This is a genomic window from Desulfonatronum thiosulfatophilum, from assembly GCF_900104215.1.
In the GTDB taxonomy this organism is placed as follows: domain Bacteria; phylum Desulfobacterota; class Desulfovibrionia; order Desulfovibrionales; family Desulfonatronaceae; genus Desulfonatronum; species Desulfonatronum thiosulfatophilum.
This window is the reverse complement of record NZ_FMXO01000002.1, coordinates 237330-256702: the sequence shown is the minus strand read 5'-3', so window position 1 is coordinate 256702 and position 19373 is coordinate 237330. Positions and strand designations below refer to the sequence as shown.

At 60.1% G+C, this 19373-nt stretch carries 18 protein-coding genes; 16 read left to right on the top strand and 2 right to left on the bottom strand.

Annotated elements, in window-relative coordinates; all coding sequences use genetic code 11:
- Nucleotides 1-169 precede the first annotated feature (169 nt).
- Genes mraZ through murB form a run of 12 tightly spaced genes read left to right on the top strand, consistent with a single transcriptional unit; the run spans nucleotide 170 to nucleotide 13762 of the window.
- Entirely contained in the window at nucleotides 170-628 is a 459-nt protein-coding gene (mraZ, locus tag BLP93_RS02630) for a division/cell wall cluster transcriptional repressor MraZ (protein WP_092116919.1), read from the top strand.
- Between the two features lie 41 nt (nucleotides 629-669).
- The gene (gene rsmH, locus BLP93_RS02625) at nucleotides 670-1632 is read left to right on the top strand and encodes a 16S rRNA (cytosine(1402)-N(4))-methyltransferase RsmH (RefSeq protein ID WP_092116917.1); all 963 of its coding nucleotides are present in this window, start codon (nucleotides 670-672) and stop codon (nucleotides 1630-1632) included.
- A gap of 34 nt (nucleotides 1633-1666) precedes the next feature.
- Nucleotides 1667-1942, top strand: a complete 276-nt coding sequence (locus BLP93_RS02620) for a hypothetical protein (protein WP_092116983.1) — start codon at nucleotides 1667-1669, stop codon at nucleotides 1940-1942.
- Nucleotides 1943-1974: 32 nt separating this feature from the next.
- Nucleotides 1975-3948 (top strand): penicillin-binding transpeptidase domain-containing protein, encoded by a 1974-nt coding sequence (locus BLP93_RS02615; RefSeq protein ID WP_092116915.1) that lies wholly within the window; start codon nucleotides 1975-1977, stop codon nucleotides 3946-3948.
- Between the two features lie 12 nt (nucleotides 3949-3960).
- Nucleotides 3961-5493, top strand: coding sequence for a UDP-N-acetylmuramoyl-L-alanyl-D-glutamate--2,6-diaminopimelate ligase (locus tag BLP93_RS02610; protein ID WP_341844729.1), 1533 nt, complete (start codon nucleotides 3961-3963; stop codon nucleotides 5491-5493).
- Nucleotides 5484-6878: a UDP-N-acetylmuramoyl-tripeptide--D-alanyl-D-alanine ligase gene (locus tag BLP93_RS02605; RefSeq protein ID WP_092116911.1), complete on the top strand. Its 1395-nt coding sequence runs from the start codon at nucleotides 5484-5486 to the stop codon at nucleotides 6876-6878. Before BLP93_RS02610 ends, BLP93_RS02605 begins: the two co-directional genes overlap by 10 nt.
- Nucleotides 6875-7951, top strand: coding sequence for a phospho-N-acetylmuramoyl-pentapeptide-transferase (gene mraY / locus BLP93_RS02600; protein WP_092116909.1), 1077 nt, complete (start codon nucleotides 6875-6877; stop codon nucleotides 7949-7951). The genes BLP93_RS02605 and mraY overlap by 4 nt, the downstream gene beginning before the upstream one ends.
- A gap of 14 nt (nucleotides 7952-7965) precedes the next feature.
- Nucleotides 7966-9309: a UDP-N-acetylmuramoyl-L-alanine--D-glutamate ligase gene (gene murD, locus BLP93_RS02595; protein WP_092116908.1), complete on the top strand. Its 1344-nt coding sequence runs from the start codon at nucleotides 7966-7968 to the stop codon at nucleotides 9307-9309.
- The gene (gene ftsW, locus BLP93_RS02590) at nucleotides 9302-10444 is read left to right on the top strand and encodes a putative lipid II flippase FtsW (protein ID WP_244148621.1); all 1143 of its coding nucleotides are present in this window, start codon (nucleotides 9302-9304) and stop codon (nucleotides 10442-10444) included. The genes murD and ftsW overlap by 8 nt, the downstream gene beginning before the upstream one ends.
- Entirely contained in the window at nucleotides 10441-11523 is a 1083-nt protein-coding gene (gene murG / locus BLP93_RS02585) for an undecaprenyldiphospho-muramoylpentapeptide beta-N-acetylglucosaminyltransferase (protein WP_092116906.1), read from the top strand. Before ftsW ends, murG begins: the two co-directional genes overlap by 4 nt.
- Entirely contained in the window at nucleotides 11520-12884 is a 1365-nt protein-coding gene (murC, locus tag BLP93_RS02580; protein ID WP_092116904.1) for a UDP-N-acetylmuramate--L-alanine ligase, read from the top strand. The genes murG and murC overlap by 4 nt, the downstream gene beginning before the upstream one ends.
- On the top strand, nucleotides 12881-13762 hold the full coding sequence (murB, locus tag BLP93_RS02575; protein WP_092116902.1) for a UDP-N-acetylmuramate dehydrogenase: 882 nt from the start codon (nucleotides 12881-12883) through the stop codon (nucleotides 13760-13762). Before murC ends, murB begins: the two co-directional genes overlap by 4 nt.
- On the opposite strand, the gene BLP93_RS16990 is transcribed toward murB, so the two are convergent.
- Nucleotides 13752-13937 (bottom strand): hypothetical protein, encoded by a 186-nt coding sequence (locus BLP93_RS16990; protein ID WP_161946172.1) that lies wholly within the window; start codon nucleotides 13935-13937, stop codon nucleotides 13752-13754. The genes murB and BLP93_RS16990 overlap by 11 nt on opposite strands.
- Nucleotide 13938: 1 nt before the next feature.
- Between BLP93_RS16990 and BLP93_RS02570 the strand changes: the two genes are divergently transcribed.
- The 4 genes from BLP93_RS02570 (at nucleotide 13939) to BLP93_RS02555 (ending at nucleotide 19115) form a co-directional block, all read left to right on the top strand.
- On the top strand, nucleotides 13939-14676 hold the full coding sequence (locus BLP93_RS02570; protein ID WP_161946171.1) for a cell division protein FtsQ/DivIB: 738 nt from the start codon (nucleotides 13939-13941) through the stop codon (nucleotides 14674-14676).
- Nucleotides 14677-14702: 26 nt separating this feature from the next.
- A complete protein-coding gene (gene ftsA / locus BLP93_RS02565; protein ID WP_092116898.1) occupies nucleotides 14703-15944 on the top strand; it encodes a cell division protein FtsA in 1242 nt (413 codons plus the stop codon).
- 125 nt (nucleotides 15945-16069) lie between these two features.
- Complete coding sequence (ftsZ, locus tag BLP93_RS02560) at nucleotides 16070-17380, top strand: cell division protein FtsZ (protein ID WP_092116896.1); 1311 nt, start codon at nucleotides 16070-16072, stop codon at nucleotides 17378-17380.
- A gap of 31 nt (nucleotides 17381-17411) precedes the next feature.
- On the top strand, nucleotides 17412-19115 hold the full coding sequence (locus BLP93_RS02555) for a radical SAM protein (protein ID WP_092116893.1): 1704 nt from the start codon (nucleotides 17412-17414) through the stop codon (nucleotides 19113-19115).
- 16 nt (nucleotides 19116-19131) lie between these two features.
- On the opposite strand, the gene BLP93_RS02550 is transcribed toward BLP93_RS02555, so the two are convergent.
- Nucleotides 19132-19356, bottom strand: a complete 225-nt coding sequence (locus BLP93_RS02550) for an FmdB family zinc ribbon protein (RefSeq protein ID WP_092116891.1) — start codon at nucleotides 19354-19356, stop codon at nucleotides 19132-19134.
- Between the last annotated feature and the right edge of the window lie 17 nt (nucleotides 19357-19373).

The following is a 19373-nucleotide window of genomic DNA, read 5'->3' as shown; positions in this document are numbered from 1 at the left end:
TATTGATATCCAAATTATGATTTCGATCTCGGCGGATAAAGTTAACTTCTCAATGAATTTTGGCATTTTTCTCTTTTTTTTGTTTAAAGTTAAAAATCCTTGACATTTAGTAGGATGTGCGGAAGAAAGTGGGAAAAAGTGGGAAAATGTGGGAATGAGTGGAAAAGTGATGACCTTTCGTGGACACGCCTATCGAAGCCTGGATCCAAAGGGACGCTTAATGCTTCCTCAGGAATTTCGGGATGTTGTTCTTTCCGCAGGGCAGCATGGAAGGGTTATTTTGACAAATTTTGACGGATGCGTGGTGGGATATTCACTTCAGGAGTGGGAAAAAATCGAGGAAAGTTTTCAACGTATCAATATGCTCAATCGACAACTTCGTGATTTCCAGAGATTTTTTATCTCCGGGGCCATGGAGTTGGAACTGGATAAGCAGGGCAGAATACTTATACCCCCACATTTGCGAACATACGCCGGCCTGACCAGGGAAGTTGTGCTTGCCGGTGTTGGGCGAAAATTTGAAATTTGGGATCAGGAGCGGTTCGAGGAGCAGCGCCGTAAGATGGAAGAAGGCTTCGATCTCGTAATGGATGCATTGGCCGAAAGCGATTGCGAGTTGCGGATCTAATTGGGACTAATTGCCAGTCGACGCTATGTTCATGGAAAACGATGTCTGAATCCTTGGAAATAAAGCCGCATCAGGCCGTTCTGGTGGAACAGGTGCTGGAGCACCTCTCCCCGGTTTCCGGTGGGCGATATCTGGACGGAACCCTCGGCTTCGGAGGCCATATCTCCGCGGTACTTGAGAAAACCAACGGCGTCGCCGAAGTCGTTGGGTTGGATCAGGATCAACAGGCCCTGGATTGGACCGCGAAGGAACTCCGCAATACATGGCCCCAATCCCAGATCGTCCTTCGGCATGAGCGGTTCAGCCGATTTTCGGAAGTGTTGGACGAACTGGGCTGGGACAAGCTCGACGGTGCCTTACTGGACCTGGGATTTTCTTCGTTTCAAGTGGACACGCCGGAACGCGGGTTCAGTTTCCTGGCGGACGGACCGTTGGACATGCGCATGGATCCCCAAGGCACGGCACTGACGGCACGTGAGGTGGTCAATGCCTTTCCGGTGCGCGAACTGGCCAGAATCATAGGCGAGTTTGGGGAAGAGCCGTTGGCGGGGAAGATCGCGCGACGGATCGACGAGTATCGACAATACGCGCATATCGCGTCCACCCGGGAACTTGCCGGAATTGTCGAACAGGCCTATCCGCCCGCAAGACGGGCCCAGGCCCGTAATCATCCGGCGACCCGGACCTTCCAGGCCTTGCGCATGTTCGTGAACGACGAGGTCGGAGAGCTGACCCGCTTCCTGGATGCAATCGTTCCGTATCTGGCTGAAAACGGTCGCGTGGTGATCATATCCTTTCATTCCATCGAGGACAGGATCGTCAAGCATTTCTTCTTGAATCACGCCAAGAAATGTCTTTGTCCGCCCCGTCAGCCCTACTGCCTGTGCGGTCACACGGCGACTTTGAAGGTGCTGACCAAGAAGCCGGTCATGGCTTCAGATGAAGAGAATCTTCGCAATCCCCGCAGCCGCAGCGCCAAGCTGCGAGCGGCGCAACGCATCTAGATGCTCGATTCGAGGGATCGATATGGGCGCAAGCATGAAAAGATCATCCGCCATTTATTGGCTGACGGCGGTGCTCGGGGCCGGCGTACTGGTGCTTGGCTTGCTGCTGGTCTGGATAAACATCGAACGAGTGGATTTGGCGTACGAGTTGAAGCAGTTGCAAACTGAGTTGGAACAGAAGACCAATTTGCAGGCCAAGCTGGAAGTGGAGCGGATGAATCTGCTCTCCTCATCACGGCTGCGGTCCTTGGCTGAGGAAAGTGAATTGCGGCAGGCCAGGCCGGGCCAGATCAGGACCCTGGCACCTTGAAGCGCTTCCCGGTTGCAGATGAAACGATCGCTATGAAGAACGACCGGAACATAAAAAAAACGTCCTGGGATTGGGTCAAGATGCGCATGCTTCTGGTGGGCGTGCTGATTTTGATGCTTTGGGGCGGGTTGTGGTTCCGGGCGTTTCAGGTCCAGATCCTTCGCGGTCCGGAACTGACCGCAATGGCTGCCAGGCAGCACAAGGCCGCGGAGTTCGAACGGGGCATGCGCGGTGAAATATTCGACCGCCAAGGTCGATTGCTGGCCAAAAGCACGGCTGTGCAGTCGGTCTACGTCCGCCCCCTTGAACTGCAGGATCCCGCGGCAGCCGCCCCGATCCTGGCCGCAGCCCTGGAAATGCCACTTAACCAGATCCGCGCCCAGTTGCAGCGGCCCCAGAATTTCGTGTGGCTGGCGCGGCAGATCAGCGATCGCAACGCCCGCAACATCATCAACGCGGGATTGCGGGGAGTGTATCTGACCGAGGAGTCGGCCCGATTCTATCCTCATGGCCATCTGGCCGGGCAGGTCCTTGGATTCGTGGGCCTGGACGGCGAGGGGCTGGAAGGAATAGAGCGCACCTTCGACAATGTCCTTGTGGGCAAGAAGGCCACCTATATCGCCCAGCGAGACGCTTCCGGTCGGCGGATGTATCTGGACGCACAAGGCCGGGAAGAGGATTTGCGCGGAGCCAACGTCACCTTGACCCTGGACGCGCAAATCCAGTTTTTCGCCGAGGAGGCGCTGGGAGCGGCGGTCAAGTCCTTCAACGGGAAGTCCGGAATGGCTCTGGTGGTGCATGTTCCCAGTGCGGAAATTCTGGCCATGGCCAACTATCCTTTTTTCAACCCCAACATGCCGCGACAAAATTCCGAACAGTGGCGCAACAGAATATCCCTGGACGCCCTGGAGCCCGGTTCGACCCTCAAGCCCATGCTCATGGCCGCCGCCCTGGAAGAAGGCGTCATCAACCATGATACGATCTATTACTGCGAGGAAGGAAGCTGGCGGCTGACCGGCGTGAACATCCGGGACGTCAAGAGCCGGGGATGGCTCCCGGCCAACAAGATATTGCGGTATTCCAGCAACATTTGTTCGGCAAAAATTGGAATCGACCTGGGGGCGACCAGATATCACGGCTACCTGCGAAAAATGGGTTTCGGCGAACGAACGGGCCTGCCCTTGCCGGGTGAAAATCCAGGTTTGTTGCGACCTCCCAAGTCCTGGTATCCCGTGGATCTGGCAGCGGTTTCCTTCGGCCAAGGCATGTCCGCCAACGCCCTGCAAATGGCCAGGGCGTATCTTGTTCTGGCCAACAACGGCGTCATGAAACCGTTGCAGATCGTCCGGGAGCCGGAACAGGATCAGGAACCGATGACCGTAATCTTTCGCGAGAAGGTTGCCCAGACCGTGATGAGCATGCTTCAGGAGGTCGTCGAGGAGGACGGAACCGGCACCGCGGCGCGCATACCCGGAGTGATCGGCGCCGGCAAGACCGGCACGGCCCAGAAGGCCACGGCGTCCGGCCGCTACGGAGACCGGTATCTGGCCTCCTTTGCCGCGTTCTATCCCGGCGACAGGCCGGAGTATTTCATCTACGTGGCCGTGGACGAACCGCATCCCCAACATTACGGGGGCGTGGTGGCCGCTCCGGCAGTCCGGGACATCGGCCTCCGCGCGCTGGCATACGCCGGAAAACTTCCGGAAGAGAATCAGCATGAAACTTATCGGACCGTGGTGGCGGAATCGCACGGCGGTCGGATAGGCAAGGAACTCATCGTGAATGCCTCTCTGGTCACCGAACTGGCCGGCGGGGAGGACCGGGACGACATGGTTCCGAATCTGCTCGGCTTGAGCGTGCGACGGGCCGTGGAGCAGCTGCGCGGATACGGCGTGATGCCCGTGATCGAGGGCGGCGGGGGCATTGTTGCGAGACAGTCGCCGGAACCCGGCCAACCGTGGACCATGCCGGAACGCCAGCTGACGCTATGGCTGGAATTGTCCTGAAGGATCATGCACATGTCATTTAATGAAGCTTGGCACGCCTTGAAGACCGAAGTCCGCAACGGACGCATGGTCAGAACCCACTCCGGCCAGGTCCAGCCGGGCGACGTTTTTGTGGCCTTGGCCGGAACCAGGGTCAGCGGATCAACGTATATCGCCGAGGCGATTGCCAGGAATGCCGGCTATGTGGTGACCGGTCCCGGTCAGGGCGGGGATTCTTCCGACGGCGCCCTGCTTCTTGAACATCCTGATCCCAGGGAGGCATTGGGCGAACTGGCCGCGGCGCATTTCGGCACGGATGCTTCCTGCCCGCTCCTGGTGGGCGTGACCGGCACAAACGGAAAAACCACGATTATCCATCTGCTTGAACATTTGCTGCGTTCGGCGGGAATGCGGGTGGGACTGATCGGCACCATCGGCGCCACGTGGCCCGGAGGATCTTTCACCAGCGGCATGACCACGCCGGACTGCTGGACCTTGCACCAGATTCTGGCCCGGATGCGCGACGACGGCGTGACCCATGCCTGCATGGAAGTCTCCTCCCATGCCCTGCAGCAGAAAAGAACCGCCGGCTTGCGATTCGAGGTGGCGGCGCTGACGAATATTACCCAGGATCATTTGGATTACCACCAGGATATGGAAAGCTACTATCAGGCCAAGGCCCGGCTGTTCGCGCCCAACGCAACCCAGCCGGAAGGCCCGAAACATCGGGTGATCAACGCCGATGATCCGTACGGCCAGCGCCTGCTGAACCAGTGGGGAGGGGTAGCCTACACCTTGCATGACGGAGGCCGACTCCCTAAGCGGGGGCAGGATTCATCCGCGGCCATACGCATCCTGCACGGGGAAATGAAATCCTGTGACCGGAGCGGCCTGGAACTGCGCATGGACTTTGAAGGGCAGAGTTGGGTCCTGGATTCCTCTCTGGTGGGCCGCCATAACGCATCAAACCTTTTGGCGGCCCAGGGAGTGGGATTGTGCCTGGGCCTGGAATCGTCCCGGATGACGGCGCTGGAAGATTTCTCCGGGGTGCCGGGACGGCTGGAACGGGTAACAAATCCCCTGGGGTTGAACATATTCGTGGATTACGCCCACACGCCGGACGCTCTTGAAAATGTCCTCAATGCCCTCCGGGAACTCCGATTTGAACGCCTGATCGTCGTGTTCGGATGCGGCGGGAACCGCGACCGGGCCAAGCGCCCGCTGATGGGCCAGGCAGTGTGCCGCTTCGCGGACATCGCGGTTCTGACCTCCGACAACCCCAGACATGAAGATCCGGAGACGATTTTGAACGATGTCCAAGCCGGGCTCGGGGGGGGCGCGGCGGTGATCAGGGAAGTGGACAGAAAGCGGGCCATTGAAAGAGCCCTGGAAGTGATGCGGCCCGATGACGTCCTGCTGGTGGCCGGCAAGGGTCACGAGGCGACCCAGCAGATCGGAGAAGAATATTTCCCCTTTCATGATCCTACTGTAATCCGCCGGATCCTCGGCGAAGGTCCCGGGCATGCCTCCGGCCGGGTTCTTCAGGCGGTGCGCCCATGCGCCTGACGCTCCGTTGGATGGCCGATGTCCTGGACGTTCCCTTTGCCGGCGAAGTATCGGAGACGGTAATTTCCGGAATCTGCATCGACAGCCGCCGGGTTCGGCCTGGGGAGCTGTTTGTCTGTCTCCCGGGAACACGGACCGACGGCCATGACCATGCGCCCTTGGCCGTGGAGAACGGCGCAGCGGCTGTCCTGGCGACGAAAGAGCTGCCCGGAATTGCGGATCGAGTGCCGGTACTGGTGGTTTCCGACGGCGTGGCCGCTCTGGGCGAGCTGGCCAGGGCCTGGCGGAAAATGTTCCGGGGCAAGGTCATCGGGGTGACCGGCACGGCCGGCAAGACGACCGTCAAGGAATTGCTCTCCCAGGTCTGCTCCCTGGCCGGGCCGACATGCAAGAACCAGATGAACTGGAACAATCAGATCGGCCTGCCGATGTCCATCCTCTCCTGCAGCGGCCAGGCGGAGTATTGGGTCTTGGAAGCCGGGATCAGCCGGCCCGGGGACATGGACGAACTGGGGCTGATCCTGCAGCCGGACATGGCGCTGCTGATCAATGCCGGGGCGGCCCATCTGGCGGAACTCGGCTGTGTCGAGCAGGTGGCCAAGGCCAAGGCCCGGTTGACCAACTACCTGCGCCCCGGCGGGATCGCCCTGACCAACCGGGACTGTCCGGACCTGTGGCGTGAGAGCTTGACGTACGGCCGCCAGGTCCATGGCTTCTCTGTCCAGGATTCCGGGGCGGACTTTTATTCCGGTGGCCAGACATGCACGCCGTCAGGCGATGTGCACATGGAACTGCGCCTTCAAGGCCGAAACATGGAGTTGACCTGGACAGCGGGCCAAGCCCCGGTGGCGGAGAACGTCCTGGCCGTGGCCGCGGCGGCGACCTTGTTGGGCATTGATTCCGAATCAATTCAACATGGCCTGACCACGCCCATGAACCTTCAGGGCCGGTTCGCGGTCCAGCGCCATGGCAACTGGACAATCATCGACGACACCTATAACGCCAACCCGCTGTCCATGGCACTGGCCCTGGACAGAGCCCGAAGACTGGCGGGCGAGGGGCATCTGGTCTGCGTGCTGGGCGACATGCTGGAGTTGGGGGAGGTCGCATCGGATGAACATCGCAAGCTGGGCCGACTCCTGGCCGAGAAAGGATGTTCCGTGGTTTTCTATCATGGCCGGCATTTCCCGGATGTCAGCTCCGGACTGGAAGAGTGTTCATGGCAGGGGCGGCTTGTCCCCGCCGATTCCCCCGCGGAATTTCTCGATCAGTGGCGGCAATGGGTCACACTGATCTGTGGCGCCGGAGTCGTCCTGTTCAAGGGCTCCCGGGCCAGTGGAATGGAAACCTACTATGACGTGCTGCGCACGGAGCTGGACGCATGATATACCACCTGCTTTTTCCCCTGGGGAGCGAATACATCCTCTTCAATGTCTTCCGTTATATCACGTTCCGTTCCATCTACGCCTTGCTTACGGCTCTGTTGATTTCCATTCTTCTCGGACCCCGCTTCATTGCCTGGCTGAAGCGCCTCAAGTGCGGTCAGTACATCCAGGAGGACGTGACCACGCACAACGGCAAGGCCGGAACACCCACCATGGGCGGGTTGCTCATCGCGGTGTCCCTGCTCACCAGCGTCCTGCTCTGGGGAGATTTGACCAATGTCTATCTCTGGCTGACCATCTTTGTTTTTGTCGGATTCGGCGTCGTCGGATTCTGGGATGATTTTTTGAAAGTTGTCAAAAAGAAGAATCAGGGTCTTAGCGCGGGCGGCAAGCTGATGGGGCAGGTGGTAGTCGCTCTTGGAGCCATTTCTTTGCTGCTGCTGCAGCCTGCGTACTCCACTATTCTCTACTTTCCCTTCTTCAAGATACTGCAGCCTGACATGCTTTGGCTGTATATCCCTTTTGCCGTGCTGGTCATGGTCGGCTCGTCCAACGGAGTGAACCTGACCGACGGTCTGGACGGACTGGCCATCGGACCATTGGTCGTGGCGGGAGCCTGTTTCGGGATTTTTATCTATGTGGCCGGTCATGTCCACATCGCCAATTATCTGCAGGTCGCCTACGTGCCCGGAGTGGGTGAAGTGGCGGTTTTTTGCGCCGCCCTTGTGGGTGCCGGCCTCGGTTTTCTCTGGTTCAACGCCTATCCGGCCCAGGTGTTCATGGGCGATGTGGGCAGCCTGAGCCTAGGCGGCGTGCTCGGATTCATCGCGGTGCTGGCCAAGCAGGAACTGTTGCTGCTGGTTGTGGGCGGATTGTTCGTGGTTGAGACACTCTCGGTGATTCTTCAGGTCGGTTACTTCAAGGTCAGCGGCGGCAAGCGCATCTTTCGCATGGCGCCGCTGCATCACCACTTTGAACTGAAGGGCGTTCCGGAGTCCAAGATCATCGTGCGTTGCTGGATATTTTCGATCATCATGGCCCTCATTTCCTTGAGTGCCTTGAAACTGCGGTAGGTAATGCGACAGATATGAAAACCATGCTGCCCAAATTGCCCGACCACGCCTCGAAGCGCATCATTCCCGGCGCATCCTCCGTGGTGGTGGGGGCGGGGGCGTCCGGGATGGCTGCCGCCGAACTTTTGGATTTTTTGGGGGCCGGAGTGCGGATCGTGGATTCGGGCAGGCTTTCTGATTCGGTCCGCGAAATGGCGACCAGGCGAGGATGGGAAACGCGGGAAGGCGGTCATGGTCCGGAGCAGTTCGCGGATGCGGAGCTGGTTGTTCTGAGCCCCGGGGTGAATCGCCGCAAGCTGTCGCCCTGGCTGGAGCAACTTGGTCCGGACCAAGTTATATCCGAGCTGGAGCTGGCCCTGGGCTTTGTGGACGAGCCGATCATCGCGGTGACCGGAACCAGCGGAAAAACCACCACCACGACATTGATCGGCGCATTTCTGGAAGCCATGGGCCGCAAGGTCTTCGTGGGGGGGAACATCGGTACGCCGCTGTGCCGCTATGCCTTAGACCGGCGGACGAACAACCGGGAGAAAGCGGACATTCTCGTTCTGGAAGTAAGCAGCTTTCAGCTTCTGAATACAACGTCCCTGCATCCCAAAGTGGCCGTGCTGCTCAACATCAGCCCGAATCACCTGGATTACCATCAGGACATGGATGAGTACGTCCAGGCCAAGCTTTCCCTGTTCGCGGGGCAAGAGCCACAGGACACGGCGATCATTTCCGGCGAACTGCGGGAGCTGGTGGAAAGCCATCTTAAAATTCGCTCGCGGAAAGTGTTTGTTGAACCGGTTTCCCGGCTGACCTGCCCGGCCCTGCCAGGACGGCATAATCAAGGCAATATTGAATCGGCCTTCCAGGCCTGCAAAGCCTTTGGACTGGACGAGGCCGCCGCGCAGAAGGCCCTGGACGGATTCGAGGCGTTGCCCCACCGACTGCAGGGTTTTGCGGAATACCACGGCGTGCTCTTCGTGGACGACTCCAAGGGCACCACGGTTCAATCTTTGCGGGCGGCCCTGGAGGCCTTTGACCGGCCTCTGCTGTTGCTGGCCGGTGGGGTGTTCAAGGGAGGGGATCTGGCGGGTCTGAAGCCCTTGCTTACGCAAAAGGTTCGCCATGTCGGGCTGTTCGGCGCAAGTCGCGAAATATTTGAGCAGGCATGGACTGAAGCAAATGTGCCGTTGTCCTGGGAACCGACGCTGGAAGCGGCCATGGACCGGCTCTGGGCTACGGCGAAAGAGAAGGACGTGATGCTGCTCTCCCCGGCCACGGCCAGTTTCGACCTCTTCGCGAATTATAAAGAGCGGGGCATGGCTTTTCAGCGTCATGCCAAAGTCCTGGCGGAGCGCGACCATGGCTAGCCTTCTTTCCGAACAGGGAACCGCGGCGCGGCGGGCGGGACAGCAGCCCGACATGGATTATTGGCTGCTGACCTTAACCATCGTGCTGTGCGGGCTGGGGTTGATCATGGTCCTCAGTTCCAGCGGAATCATGGCGGAGCGGTTCTGGGGGGACAAGTACTTTTTTTTCAAGCGGCACATGGTGTTCCTGATCGTGGGACTCTGCGTCATGGCCGTGGCGGCGCTGCTTCCGCGCCAACTCTATCTGCGATTCGTGTATGTCTGGCTTGCGGTGGCCGCTGGGTTGCTGGCGTTGACCATTTTCACCCCACTGGGAATACAGGCCGGGGGCGCGAAACGCTGGTTGTCCCTGGGCCCCATTGCGGTTCAGCCGCTGGAAATCGCCAAGGTGGCGCTGGTTCTCTACCTGGCCTCGTTTTTCAGCCGCAAACAGGAAATGATCCGCTCCTTCAGCGTTGGCTTTCTGCCGCCGCTGTGCATAACCGGCATGCTGTGTCTGTTTCTGCTGGCCCAGCCTGATTTCGGCGGCGCGGCATCCCTGATGCTGTTGCTGTTCTGCATCAGCCTGGTCGGCGGGTCCCGGCTGGTCCATTTGGGGGCAACCTCCTTTTTAGCTTTAATGGCCGCAATATTCCTGGTCATGAGTTCACCCTACCGCTTCCGGCGATGGTTCGCCTTCCTGGATCCATTTCAGGACGCCCAGGATGTCGGCTACCAACTGGTGCAATCCTTCTACGCTCTGGGAAGCGGGGGGTGGCTGGGCGCCGGCCTGGGAGCCGGAAAACAGAAGCTCTTTTTTCTGCCCGCGGCGCATACCGACTTCATCCTGGCGGTGATCGGCGAGGAATTGGGATTTCTCGGGATATCCATGATCTTCATTCTCATGGCTCTGCTCTTCTGGCGGGGCATGCGCATCGCCAGAATCCAGGAAGGGATGCAGGAACGGTTCATCGCCTTTGGGATGTTGCTCATCCTGGCTCTGGGAGCCGTGCTGAACATGGCCGTGGTGCTGGGGGTGGTTCCACCCAAGGGGGTGCCCATGCCGTTTTTGAGTTACGGCGGATCGAGTCTGGTCATCTCCATGTTCTGCGTGGGCGTTTTGTTGAATCTTTCCAGGACAGGCGGTCGCGCATGAACAGGGTGATTTTAACCACGGGCGGCACGGGCGGCCATATCTTTCCGGCCCTGGCCGTGGCCGAGGAGCTGCGAGCCCGCCATCCAGCGATTGAATTGCTGTTTGTCGGCGGTACACGTGGTCCGGAGGGAAAATTAGCGTCCCAAGCTGGGTTGGCCTTCGAGGCCCTTCCCGTAGCCGGGGTTCTGGGGCGGGGCTGGCGGGCCCTGGGCATCCTGGGATGGCTTCCGCGCAGCGTGGTTCAGGCCATGGGGATTCTGCGCCGCTTCAAACCCGACGTGGTCCTGGGACTGGGCGGGTACGCCGGGTTTTCCACGGTTCTGGCGGCCTGGATGAGCCGCATTCCCACGGCCATCCATGAACAGAACGGTTTTCCCGGTATGACCAACAGGCTCCTGGGCAGACTGGTGCGCAAGGTGCTGCTTTCCCTGCCCGATGAGCGCGGGTTCTTCGATCCGGACAAGGTCGTGTACACGGGGAATCCCCTGCGGCAAGCGGTGCGCGAACTGCGAACCATTGAGCCCGCCGGTGAAAGTCCCCGGCGCAACGTCCTGATTCTGGGGGGCAGCCAGGGTGCTAAAGCCATCAACCAGGCGGTGTTGGAATCCCTGGACGGATTTCAGGAAGAACGAATTTCGCTATGGCATCAGACCGGACCGGCGGATCTGGAACGGGTCGCAAACGGATACAGTCAGGCGGGGTGGGACAAGGCCCGGGTGGAACCGTTCATCGATAATGTCGCCGAGGCCTATGGCTGGGCGGATCTGGTGGTCTGCCGGGCCGGGGCAACCACCCTGGCGGAATTGACCGCCATGGGCAAGCCCAGCGTGTTGATTCCTTTTCCCTATGCCACCCACAACCACCAGATGCTCAACGCCCGGCATCTGGAACAGGCTGGAGCAGCCATGGTGTTGATGGAAAGTTATCTGGCGCGGGTCCAGTTGTGGGCGGTGGTCAAGGATTTATTGGATATTCCCGGCAAGCTGCGGGACATGAGCAAGTCTGCCTGGGAACTGGGGCGGCCGGATGCCGGCGCCGCGGTGGTCCGGGAACTTGAAGGTTTGGTGCACGGAACATGAAGTCGAAAGTCAAATCCATACACATGGTCGGTCTGGGCGGTTCCGGGATGAGCGGCATTGCGGAGGTGCTGCTGAACCTGGGCTATGAAGTGTCCGGGTCGGATCTGGCTACCGGACCGGTCCTGGACCATCTGAGGTCGTTGGGCGCAATCACTTCGGTGGGACACAGTCGCGGAAATCTGGGCCGAGCCCAGGTCCTGGTCAAGTCCACCGCCGTCAGGGACGACAATCCCGAGGTGCAGGAAGCCAGGGAACGCGGCATACCGGTCATCCCGAGGGCGGAGATGCTGGCGGAGCTGATGCGGTTGCGCACCGGCATCGCCGTGGCCGGAACCCATGGCAAGACCACCACCACCTCTCTTTTGGCGACCATTTTCATGGAGGCCGGTCTTGACCCCACGGTGATCATCGGCGGGCGTTTGCGCAGCTACGGCAGCAACGCCCTGCTGGGGCAGGGCGAATACCTCATCGCCGAGGCGGACGAATCCGACGGTTCCTTTCTGTGCCTCTTTCCGATCATCAGCGTGGTGACCAATATCGATGCCGACCACCTGGATTTCTATCCGGACCTGGCGACCATCAAAAGCGCCTTCGTTCAGTTCATGAACAAGATTCCCTTCTATGGTTTGAACGTGGTCTGCGGCGACGATCCCGGCGTGCAGGACGTCCTGCCCCAGGTGCGGCGGCCCGTGGTGACCTACGGATTCGGCCAGGACAACGACGTGCGCGGAGTGCCGCTCAGAAATCATCCGGGCAATCATTTCCAGATCTTTTGGCGCGGCCAGCCGTGGGGAGAGGTCAACCTGGGCCATCCGGGACGACATAATGTCCTGAACGCTCTGGGCGCGGTGGGCGTGGCCATTGAAGCCGGGCTGCCCAGGGATGCAGTGTTGCGGGGATTGAAGAACTTTGGCGGCGTGGGACGGCGTTTCGAGATCAAGGGTGAGGGCGGCGGCGTCACCGTGGTGGATGACTACGGGCACCACCCTAAGGAGATCGTCGCCACGATTCAAACCGCGCTGGAATATTTTCCAGGACGTCGGTTGGTGGTGCTGTTCCAGCCGCATCGCTTTACCAGGACCAAGGCACTGTTCGGGGATTTCTGCCGCGCTTTCGAGGGAGTTCAGCAATTGCTGCTTCTGGAGATCTATCCGGCATCCGAAGCTCCACTGCCGGGAATCAGCGGGATCAGTCTGGCCCAGGGCATCCGGCAGGTCAGCAAGACTCCGGTGACGTTCTTTCCGGACATGGAAAAAGCCGGTGCGGCTCTGCCCAAGATTTTGCGGCCCGGGGACGTGTTGCTGACCCTGGGCGCGGGAAGCGTGTGGCAGGTGGGTCAGAGCTATCTGGAGGCGGTGTGAGAATCCTGACTGATCCGGTCCTGGCCGAAAGGACGACGTTGCGCCTCGGAGGTGCAGCCATTGCCGAAATCATCCTGGAGGATGAGCGGGACCTGGACGGTCTGCAAGTGCAACTCGCGTCCCTGGGTGGCGAGGCGCTGGTTCTTGGTGAGGGAAGCAATGTTTTGGCCAAGGATGGACGCTTGCCCCTGGTGCTGGTCCGCCTGGTCCAACCCGGTGAGCCGGAGGTTCTGGAAACGGGCCGGGACTTCGCCCTGATCCAGGTGCCCGCGGCGCTGCGTCTGCCTCGCTTGCTCGCCTGGTGCCGTTCGCGAGGGTTTGGCGGATTGGAGCAGTGGACGGGGATTCCCGGTTCGGTGGGCGGCGCCGTGGCCATGAATGCCGGATCGTACGGCGTGGAAATGGTCCATGTTCTGGAACAGGTACGGATTTGGACGCCTACCCAGGGGTGCGTCTGGAAGGAAGCAGCGGACATGGAGTTCGGATACCGGCGCTTCGACTCCGGGATGGATGACGCCTTGCAGATCGTGGTCGCGATCCGCTTGCGGCTTGGATTGTCCACGCCTTCCATGATCAGGAACCGAATGCAGCAATGGTATGGCCGGAAAAAGCAGACCCAGCCGGTGACCATGGCCTCGGCGGGGTGCGTCTTCAAGAACCCGGCTCCGGAACAACCGGCGGGCAAGCTCCTGGACCAGGCCGGCTTGCGCGGTTTTGAGCTCGGAAAAATGGCCTTTTCAGACAAGCACGCCAATTTCCTGGTGAACCTGGGCGGCGGCTCGGCCAGCGACGCCTTCGAGCTGCTGGACATGGCCAGGGAACGGGTTTGGAAACATTTCGGGGTGGCATTGGCCACCGAGGTCAGGATCATTCCATGAGCGTGGCCGTGGTCCGTGAAAGGTCGGGCGGATGGTTCGCGCCCACGTCGCGCAAGAGCAACAAGTGGACGCGCAAGAAGGCAGCTCCCGCCGCCCCGAGGCAGAAGCCGACCAAAGCTGCCAGAAACGTCGCAACCGCGCAAAGCCGCCGGGGTGGTACGACGCTGACAGTCATAGTGCTTCTGCTTCGCGCAGTGGGTTGGAGCTTTGTTCTGGCGATCATCCTGGCCCTGCTGGGCGGGATCAGCCTGGGGCTGATCTACGGTTACCGCACCCTGACTTCTTCCACGCATTTTGCGGTTTCGCATGTGGACGTCAATGGCAACCGTCAGTTGTCCACAGTGGAGATTCTGAATCTGAGCGGCGTTGGCGTGGGGATGAACATCCTTGAAGTCAGCCTGGGAGAGATGAGCCGCAAGCTGCAAAATAACCCCTGGATTGAAAGCGTGACCGTCAGACGGACGTTGCCCGACGGTCTGGTCATAAACATTGTGGAGCGGGAGCCATTTTTCTGGATCCAACGCGGCAGCGCCCTGTATTATGCGGATCGGAACGGAGTTCCCATCGTCGCTCTGGAAATCGGGAAATTCGTTTCCTTGCCCGCCCTGATCATCGAGGAAGGCATCGAGCCGAACTGGCGGTTGATGGACGAATGGGTGCGCGCGGTGGAGCGGCTGGAATTTCCGTTCAGTTTCTCGGAAGTTGCCTGGCTGAAAATTGAAGACGCCAACATCGTGCGATTATATCTCGAGGATCGGGGCATGGTGGCCCATTTCGACCTTTCCGGGTGGCGCGAGCACCGCGGGATCATGAACCGGGTGTGGGAGGATCTGACGGCGAGAGGGGAACTCCAGAACACCGCGCGGTTGACGGTCATGTCGGGCAAGGCGTGGGTCCAGCTGAGACAGCCCTGACGGAAAAACTATCGAGGAGCAAAAGGATGGCCAAGAAATCATCGTCCAAGTCCGATCTCATCGTCGGCCTGGACATCGGAACCACGAAAATCTGCACCGTGGTCGGAGAGGCCACTCCCGGCGGCGTGGACGTCGTGGGAATCGGTACGGCTCCGTCCTCGGGACTGCGCAAAGGCGTCGTGGTGAACATCGAACAGACCGTGCAATGCATCAAGAAAGCCCTGGAAGAAGCGGAATTGATGGCGGGGTGCGAGATCCGCTCGGTCTATTCCGGCATCGCCGGCAGCCATATCAAGGGTTTCAACAGCCATGGCGTGATCGCGGTCAAGGGCGGCGAGGTCACGCAAAAAGATGTTGAGCGGGTTATCGACGCTGCCAAGGCCGTGGCCATCCCGTTGGACCGGGAAGTGATCCACATCCTGCCCCAGGAATTCATCGTAGACGAACAAAACGGCATTGCCGATCCCATCGGCATGGCCGGCGTGCGCCTGGAGGTCAAGGTGCATATCGTCACCGGAGCGGTGAGCAGCGCGCAAAACATTATCCGCTCCTGCCACCGGGCCGGATTGGATGTCGCGGACATTGTCCTGCAGTCACTGGCTTCCACGGAAGCGGTGCTCACCCCGGAGGAGCGGGAGATCGGCGTGGCCCTGGTCGATGTGGGGGGCGGAACCACGGATGTAGCCATTTTTTCCAACAATTCGATCAAGTACACCTCGGTCCTGGCTTTGGGCGGGAGCAACCTGACCAACGACATTGCCTTCGGCCTGCGCACGCCCATGCTGGCCGCGGAAAAGATCAAGATCAAGTACGGCTGCGCGCTGACGGACATCGTGCAGAAGGATGAAATCATCGATGTGCCCAGCGTTGGCGGACGGGAGCCGCGGCGGGTATCCAGAAGGGTCCTGGCTGAAATTTGCGAGCCGAGGATGGAGGAAATTCTGGCGCTGGTGGAACAGGACCTGAATCAGTCAGGCTGCAAGAACCTGATTGGGGCGGGTATCGTGCTGACCGGGGGGTCTTCGCTGCTGGACGGAATGGCCGAACTGGGAGAGCAGATTTTTAATCTCCCGACCCGGGTCGGGTACCCCCGGGACGTAGGTGGCTTGAAGGACGTGGTGATGAATCCGATGTATTCCACCGCGGTGGGATTGCTGATGTACGGGGCGCGCAAGGAAGGCCTGGATCAGCGGTTTCGGATTCGGGATACGCATATTTTCAACCGCATTCTGAACAGAATGCGAAAGTGGTTCTCGGATGTCTCCTGACCTGTGTCCGAAAATCGTCCTGACGAAAGAAAAAACGAAATGATGCCGGAAGATCGCTTGTTGCGGAGCTGGATTCTGACTGAAGACAATTTGACCATGGGAAACCGAAGCAGGGAGGAGTAGAGATGCAATTCATGGAACTTGAGAATGACACGAATGCCTTGATCAAGGTCGTCGGCGTCGGCGGGGGCGGAAGCAATGCCGTGAACAACATGATTTCCTCGTCATTAAAGGGAGTCACTTTTATCGCGGCCAACACGGATCTGCAGGCCTTGAATCGATCACGGGCCGAATACAAAATCCAGCTCGGGGAAAAGCTGACCAAGGGGCTGGGAGCCGGCGCCAACCCCGACATCGGTCGGGACGCCGCGCTGGAGAGCGTGGACCAGATCCGCAAGATGCTCGAACCGGCGGACATGGTTTTCGTAACCGCGGGCATGGGCGGCGGAACCGGAACCGGCGCCGCTCCGGTCATCGCGCAGGTAGCCCGGGAAATGGGAGCCCTGACCGTGGCCGTTGTTTCCAAGCCGTTTTATTTTGAAGGCAAGAAGCGACTGCTTCAGGCCGAAAAGGGCGCGGCAGCTTTGGCCGATGCCGTGGACACCATCATCACCATCCCCAATGACCGGCTCCTCTCGCTGGCCTCGCAGAAAGCGGCCTTCCTGGACATGCTCAAAAAGGCCGACGAGGTCCTGTTCTACGCGGTCAAGGGCATTTCCGACCTGATCATGGTTCCCGGCCTGATCAACCTGGACTTCGCGGACGTCAAGGCCGTGATGTCCGAAATGGGGCTGGCCATGATGGGCACCGGCATTGCCAGGGGCGAAGGTCGGGCCAGGGAAGCGGCATTGAAGGCCATCAACAGCCCGCTGCTTGAAGACGTGAGCATTGATGGCGCCAAGGGCGTGCTGCTGAACATCACCTGCGCTCCGGACATGACCATTGACGAAGTCAGCGAGGCCGCCAGCATCATTCATGAAGCGGCCCATGACGATGCCAAGATCTTCTTCGGTACGGTGTTCGATGAGGAAGCCGGCGACGAAATGCGGATCACGGTCATCGCCACGGGCATCGGCACGACATCCGCTGCATGCGGACGCGGCGAGGACGCTTCCCGGGTGATCGACCTGGGGGGGGTACGCAGCAATGTCGGCAATTCCGGAAATGTCGTCCGCAAACCGTATGTTCCCACCGGGAACGAAGACAGAAGCATTCCGGCATATTTGCGCAAGGGGTTGAAATCGGAGCAGAGCCATTCCGCCCATGGGAGCTATTCGGCTCATCCCGGTCATTCCGCTCATGCGGGACATTCCGGTCCTTCCGGTCAGGCGTCGAACAAAATGCTTAGGGTTGCGTCCGGCGGCGGGGGCGATGACTTCATTTTTGATGAAGAGGAATTCGAAATTCCATCCTTTTTGCGCAAACAGGCGGACTAGTCACGATTTGTAAATCAGCGCGGAGGCTCGGGTGAAGCGCCGTCGGCGGGAAGCCCGGCTCATTTCCGTCCCGGAACGGGAATGGGGCGGGCGGTTGCCCATTGCCCTGGTCTTTCCGCAGAAGGCCAGCCTGGCCTATTCCAGTCTGGGATGGCAGGCGGTCCTGCAACTCCTGGAAGCCAAGTCCAATTTGGCGGTTGAACCGGTGTTCTGGGACCCGGATCAGGCCAAACTCGTGCGGCCTGCCGGGAGCCGTGGACTGAACGAGTACGGCGTCGTGGCGTTCAGCCTGACCTATGAGTTCGACTATCTTGCCCTGCTCCGCATCCTCAACGTTTCAGCAATTCCTCCCTTGGCTGTCCAACGCTCCTCCTGGCCCCTGATCATGGCCGGAGGGGCGTTGGCTTTTTTGAATCCGGCCCCAATCACGCCCAGCGTGGATCTGTTTTGGGTGGGCGAGGCCGAGGCCGGGCTGGCGGAGTGTCTGACGACCCTGGCCGATATCTACATTCGCAATGGTTCCCGCTCACTGGCCTTGGAGACCGTGGCGACCATACCCGGCGTCTACGTGCCGGGACAAAGCCCGCTTCCGGTGCGCCGGGCCGTGCATGTCGGCGACCGGTCCGCAAGCGAACTTGTCGCACCGGTGACATCCTGCTTCACGTCGCCGGACGCCGTGTTTCGGGATACCCTGCTGCTGGAGGTCAATCGCGGCTGTCCGCATGGGTGCCGCTTTTGCGCCGCGGGGTACATGTATCGCCCCCCCCGTCTGGCGGCCGTGGAGGTTCTGCGGGAGCGCGTGCTCCAGGCAAAGCCGCGCAAGGTGGGGCTGGTGGGCACGGCCTTGACGGACTGGCCGGATTTGATCCCGTTTCTGGTCTGGCTGCGGGAGCAGAAAGTGGATGTCTCCCTGTCCTCCCTGCGCGCCGAGGGCGTGAGCGAGGAACTGCTGGACATCCTGCGCGGGCTGGGCACGAGGACCGTGACCCTGGCTTTGGAGGGGTCCAGCCATGGGCTGCGTTGCTCCATGAACAAGCATGTCCGGGAAGAGGCGTTTTTGCGCACCGTGGAACTGCTTTCGCGCAAAGGGTTCAACCATTTGAAAATTTATCTCCTGGTGGGCTGGCCCGGGGAGACGGAAGCGGACTGGGAAGAGTTCGGACGCTTTCTTCAGGAAGTGGACTTGGCCAGAACCAGCGGCGCGGTGAAGCGCAAGACGAACCTGAAGCTGATCTCGCTGGGACTCGGTTGCCTGGTGCCCAAGCCCTGGACGCCGCTTCAGTGGGCGGCCATGGCCGATGAGCAGACTTTCAAGGAACGGATTGCCATGGTGCGCCGATCGGCCAAAAAGATACCCGGAGTGCAGGTGCGCTCGGATTCGCCTTGGCTGGCGCGCTTGCAGGGGTTGCTGGCCCGGGGAGACGCGCGTGTCCATGATTTGATTCATCTGGCCGCGGCCAATCAAGGCCGGGAACAGGATGTCTGGGCCGATGCCCTGTCCGAATGGTCCGGTGATCCGTCCTGGTATCTGGACCGGGAGCGGGGGAACGACGAAGTGTTTCCCTGGGAAGTCATCGATTTGGGGGTCAGTCGGAAATATCTTCGGCAGGAATGGGAAAAAGTCGGAGCACGGCGCAAGACCCCGCCGTGCCCTTCGATACTCGTCTCGGGAGAATCGGGGGCGGGTTGTCCGGGCTGCCGCCGGTGCGGCCTGGATGAGTGGCTTCAGACCTGAAGCCGAACTACACGCCTCAGGAAAATCCTCTCCCTGAAGAACAGCCGGAAGCGGGTGCAGAGTGCCCGGCGAAGGAACCGGCACTCGAGCCCGCGGTAGCCGGCTTGCTGCAGACGGAAAGAATCTTTGCGGCTCTGTCGGACCGGCATTGTGGGCAGGTCTTGTCTCCCTGATCCGAAGCCCGGGTCAAGTCCTCGAAAACAAGATTGCAGTCCGGACAGGAATATTCAAAAATAGGCATATCGTTCTCCTCGATGG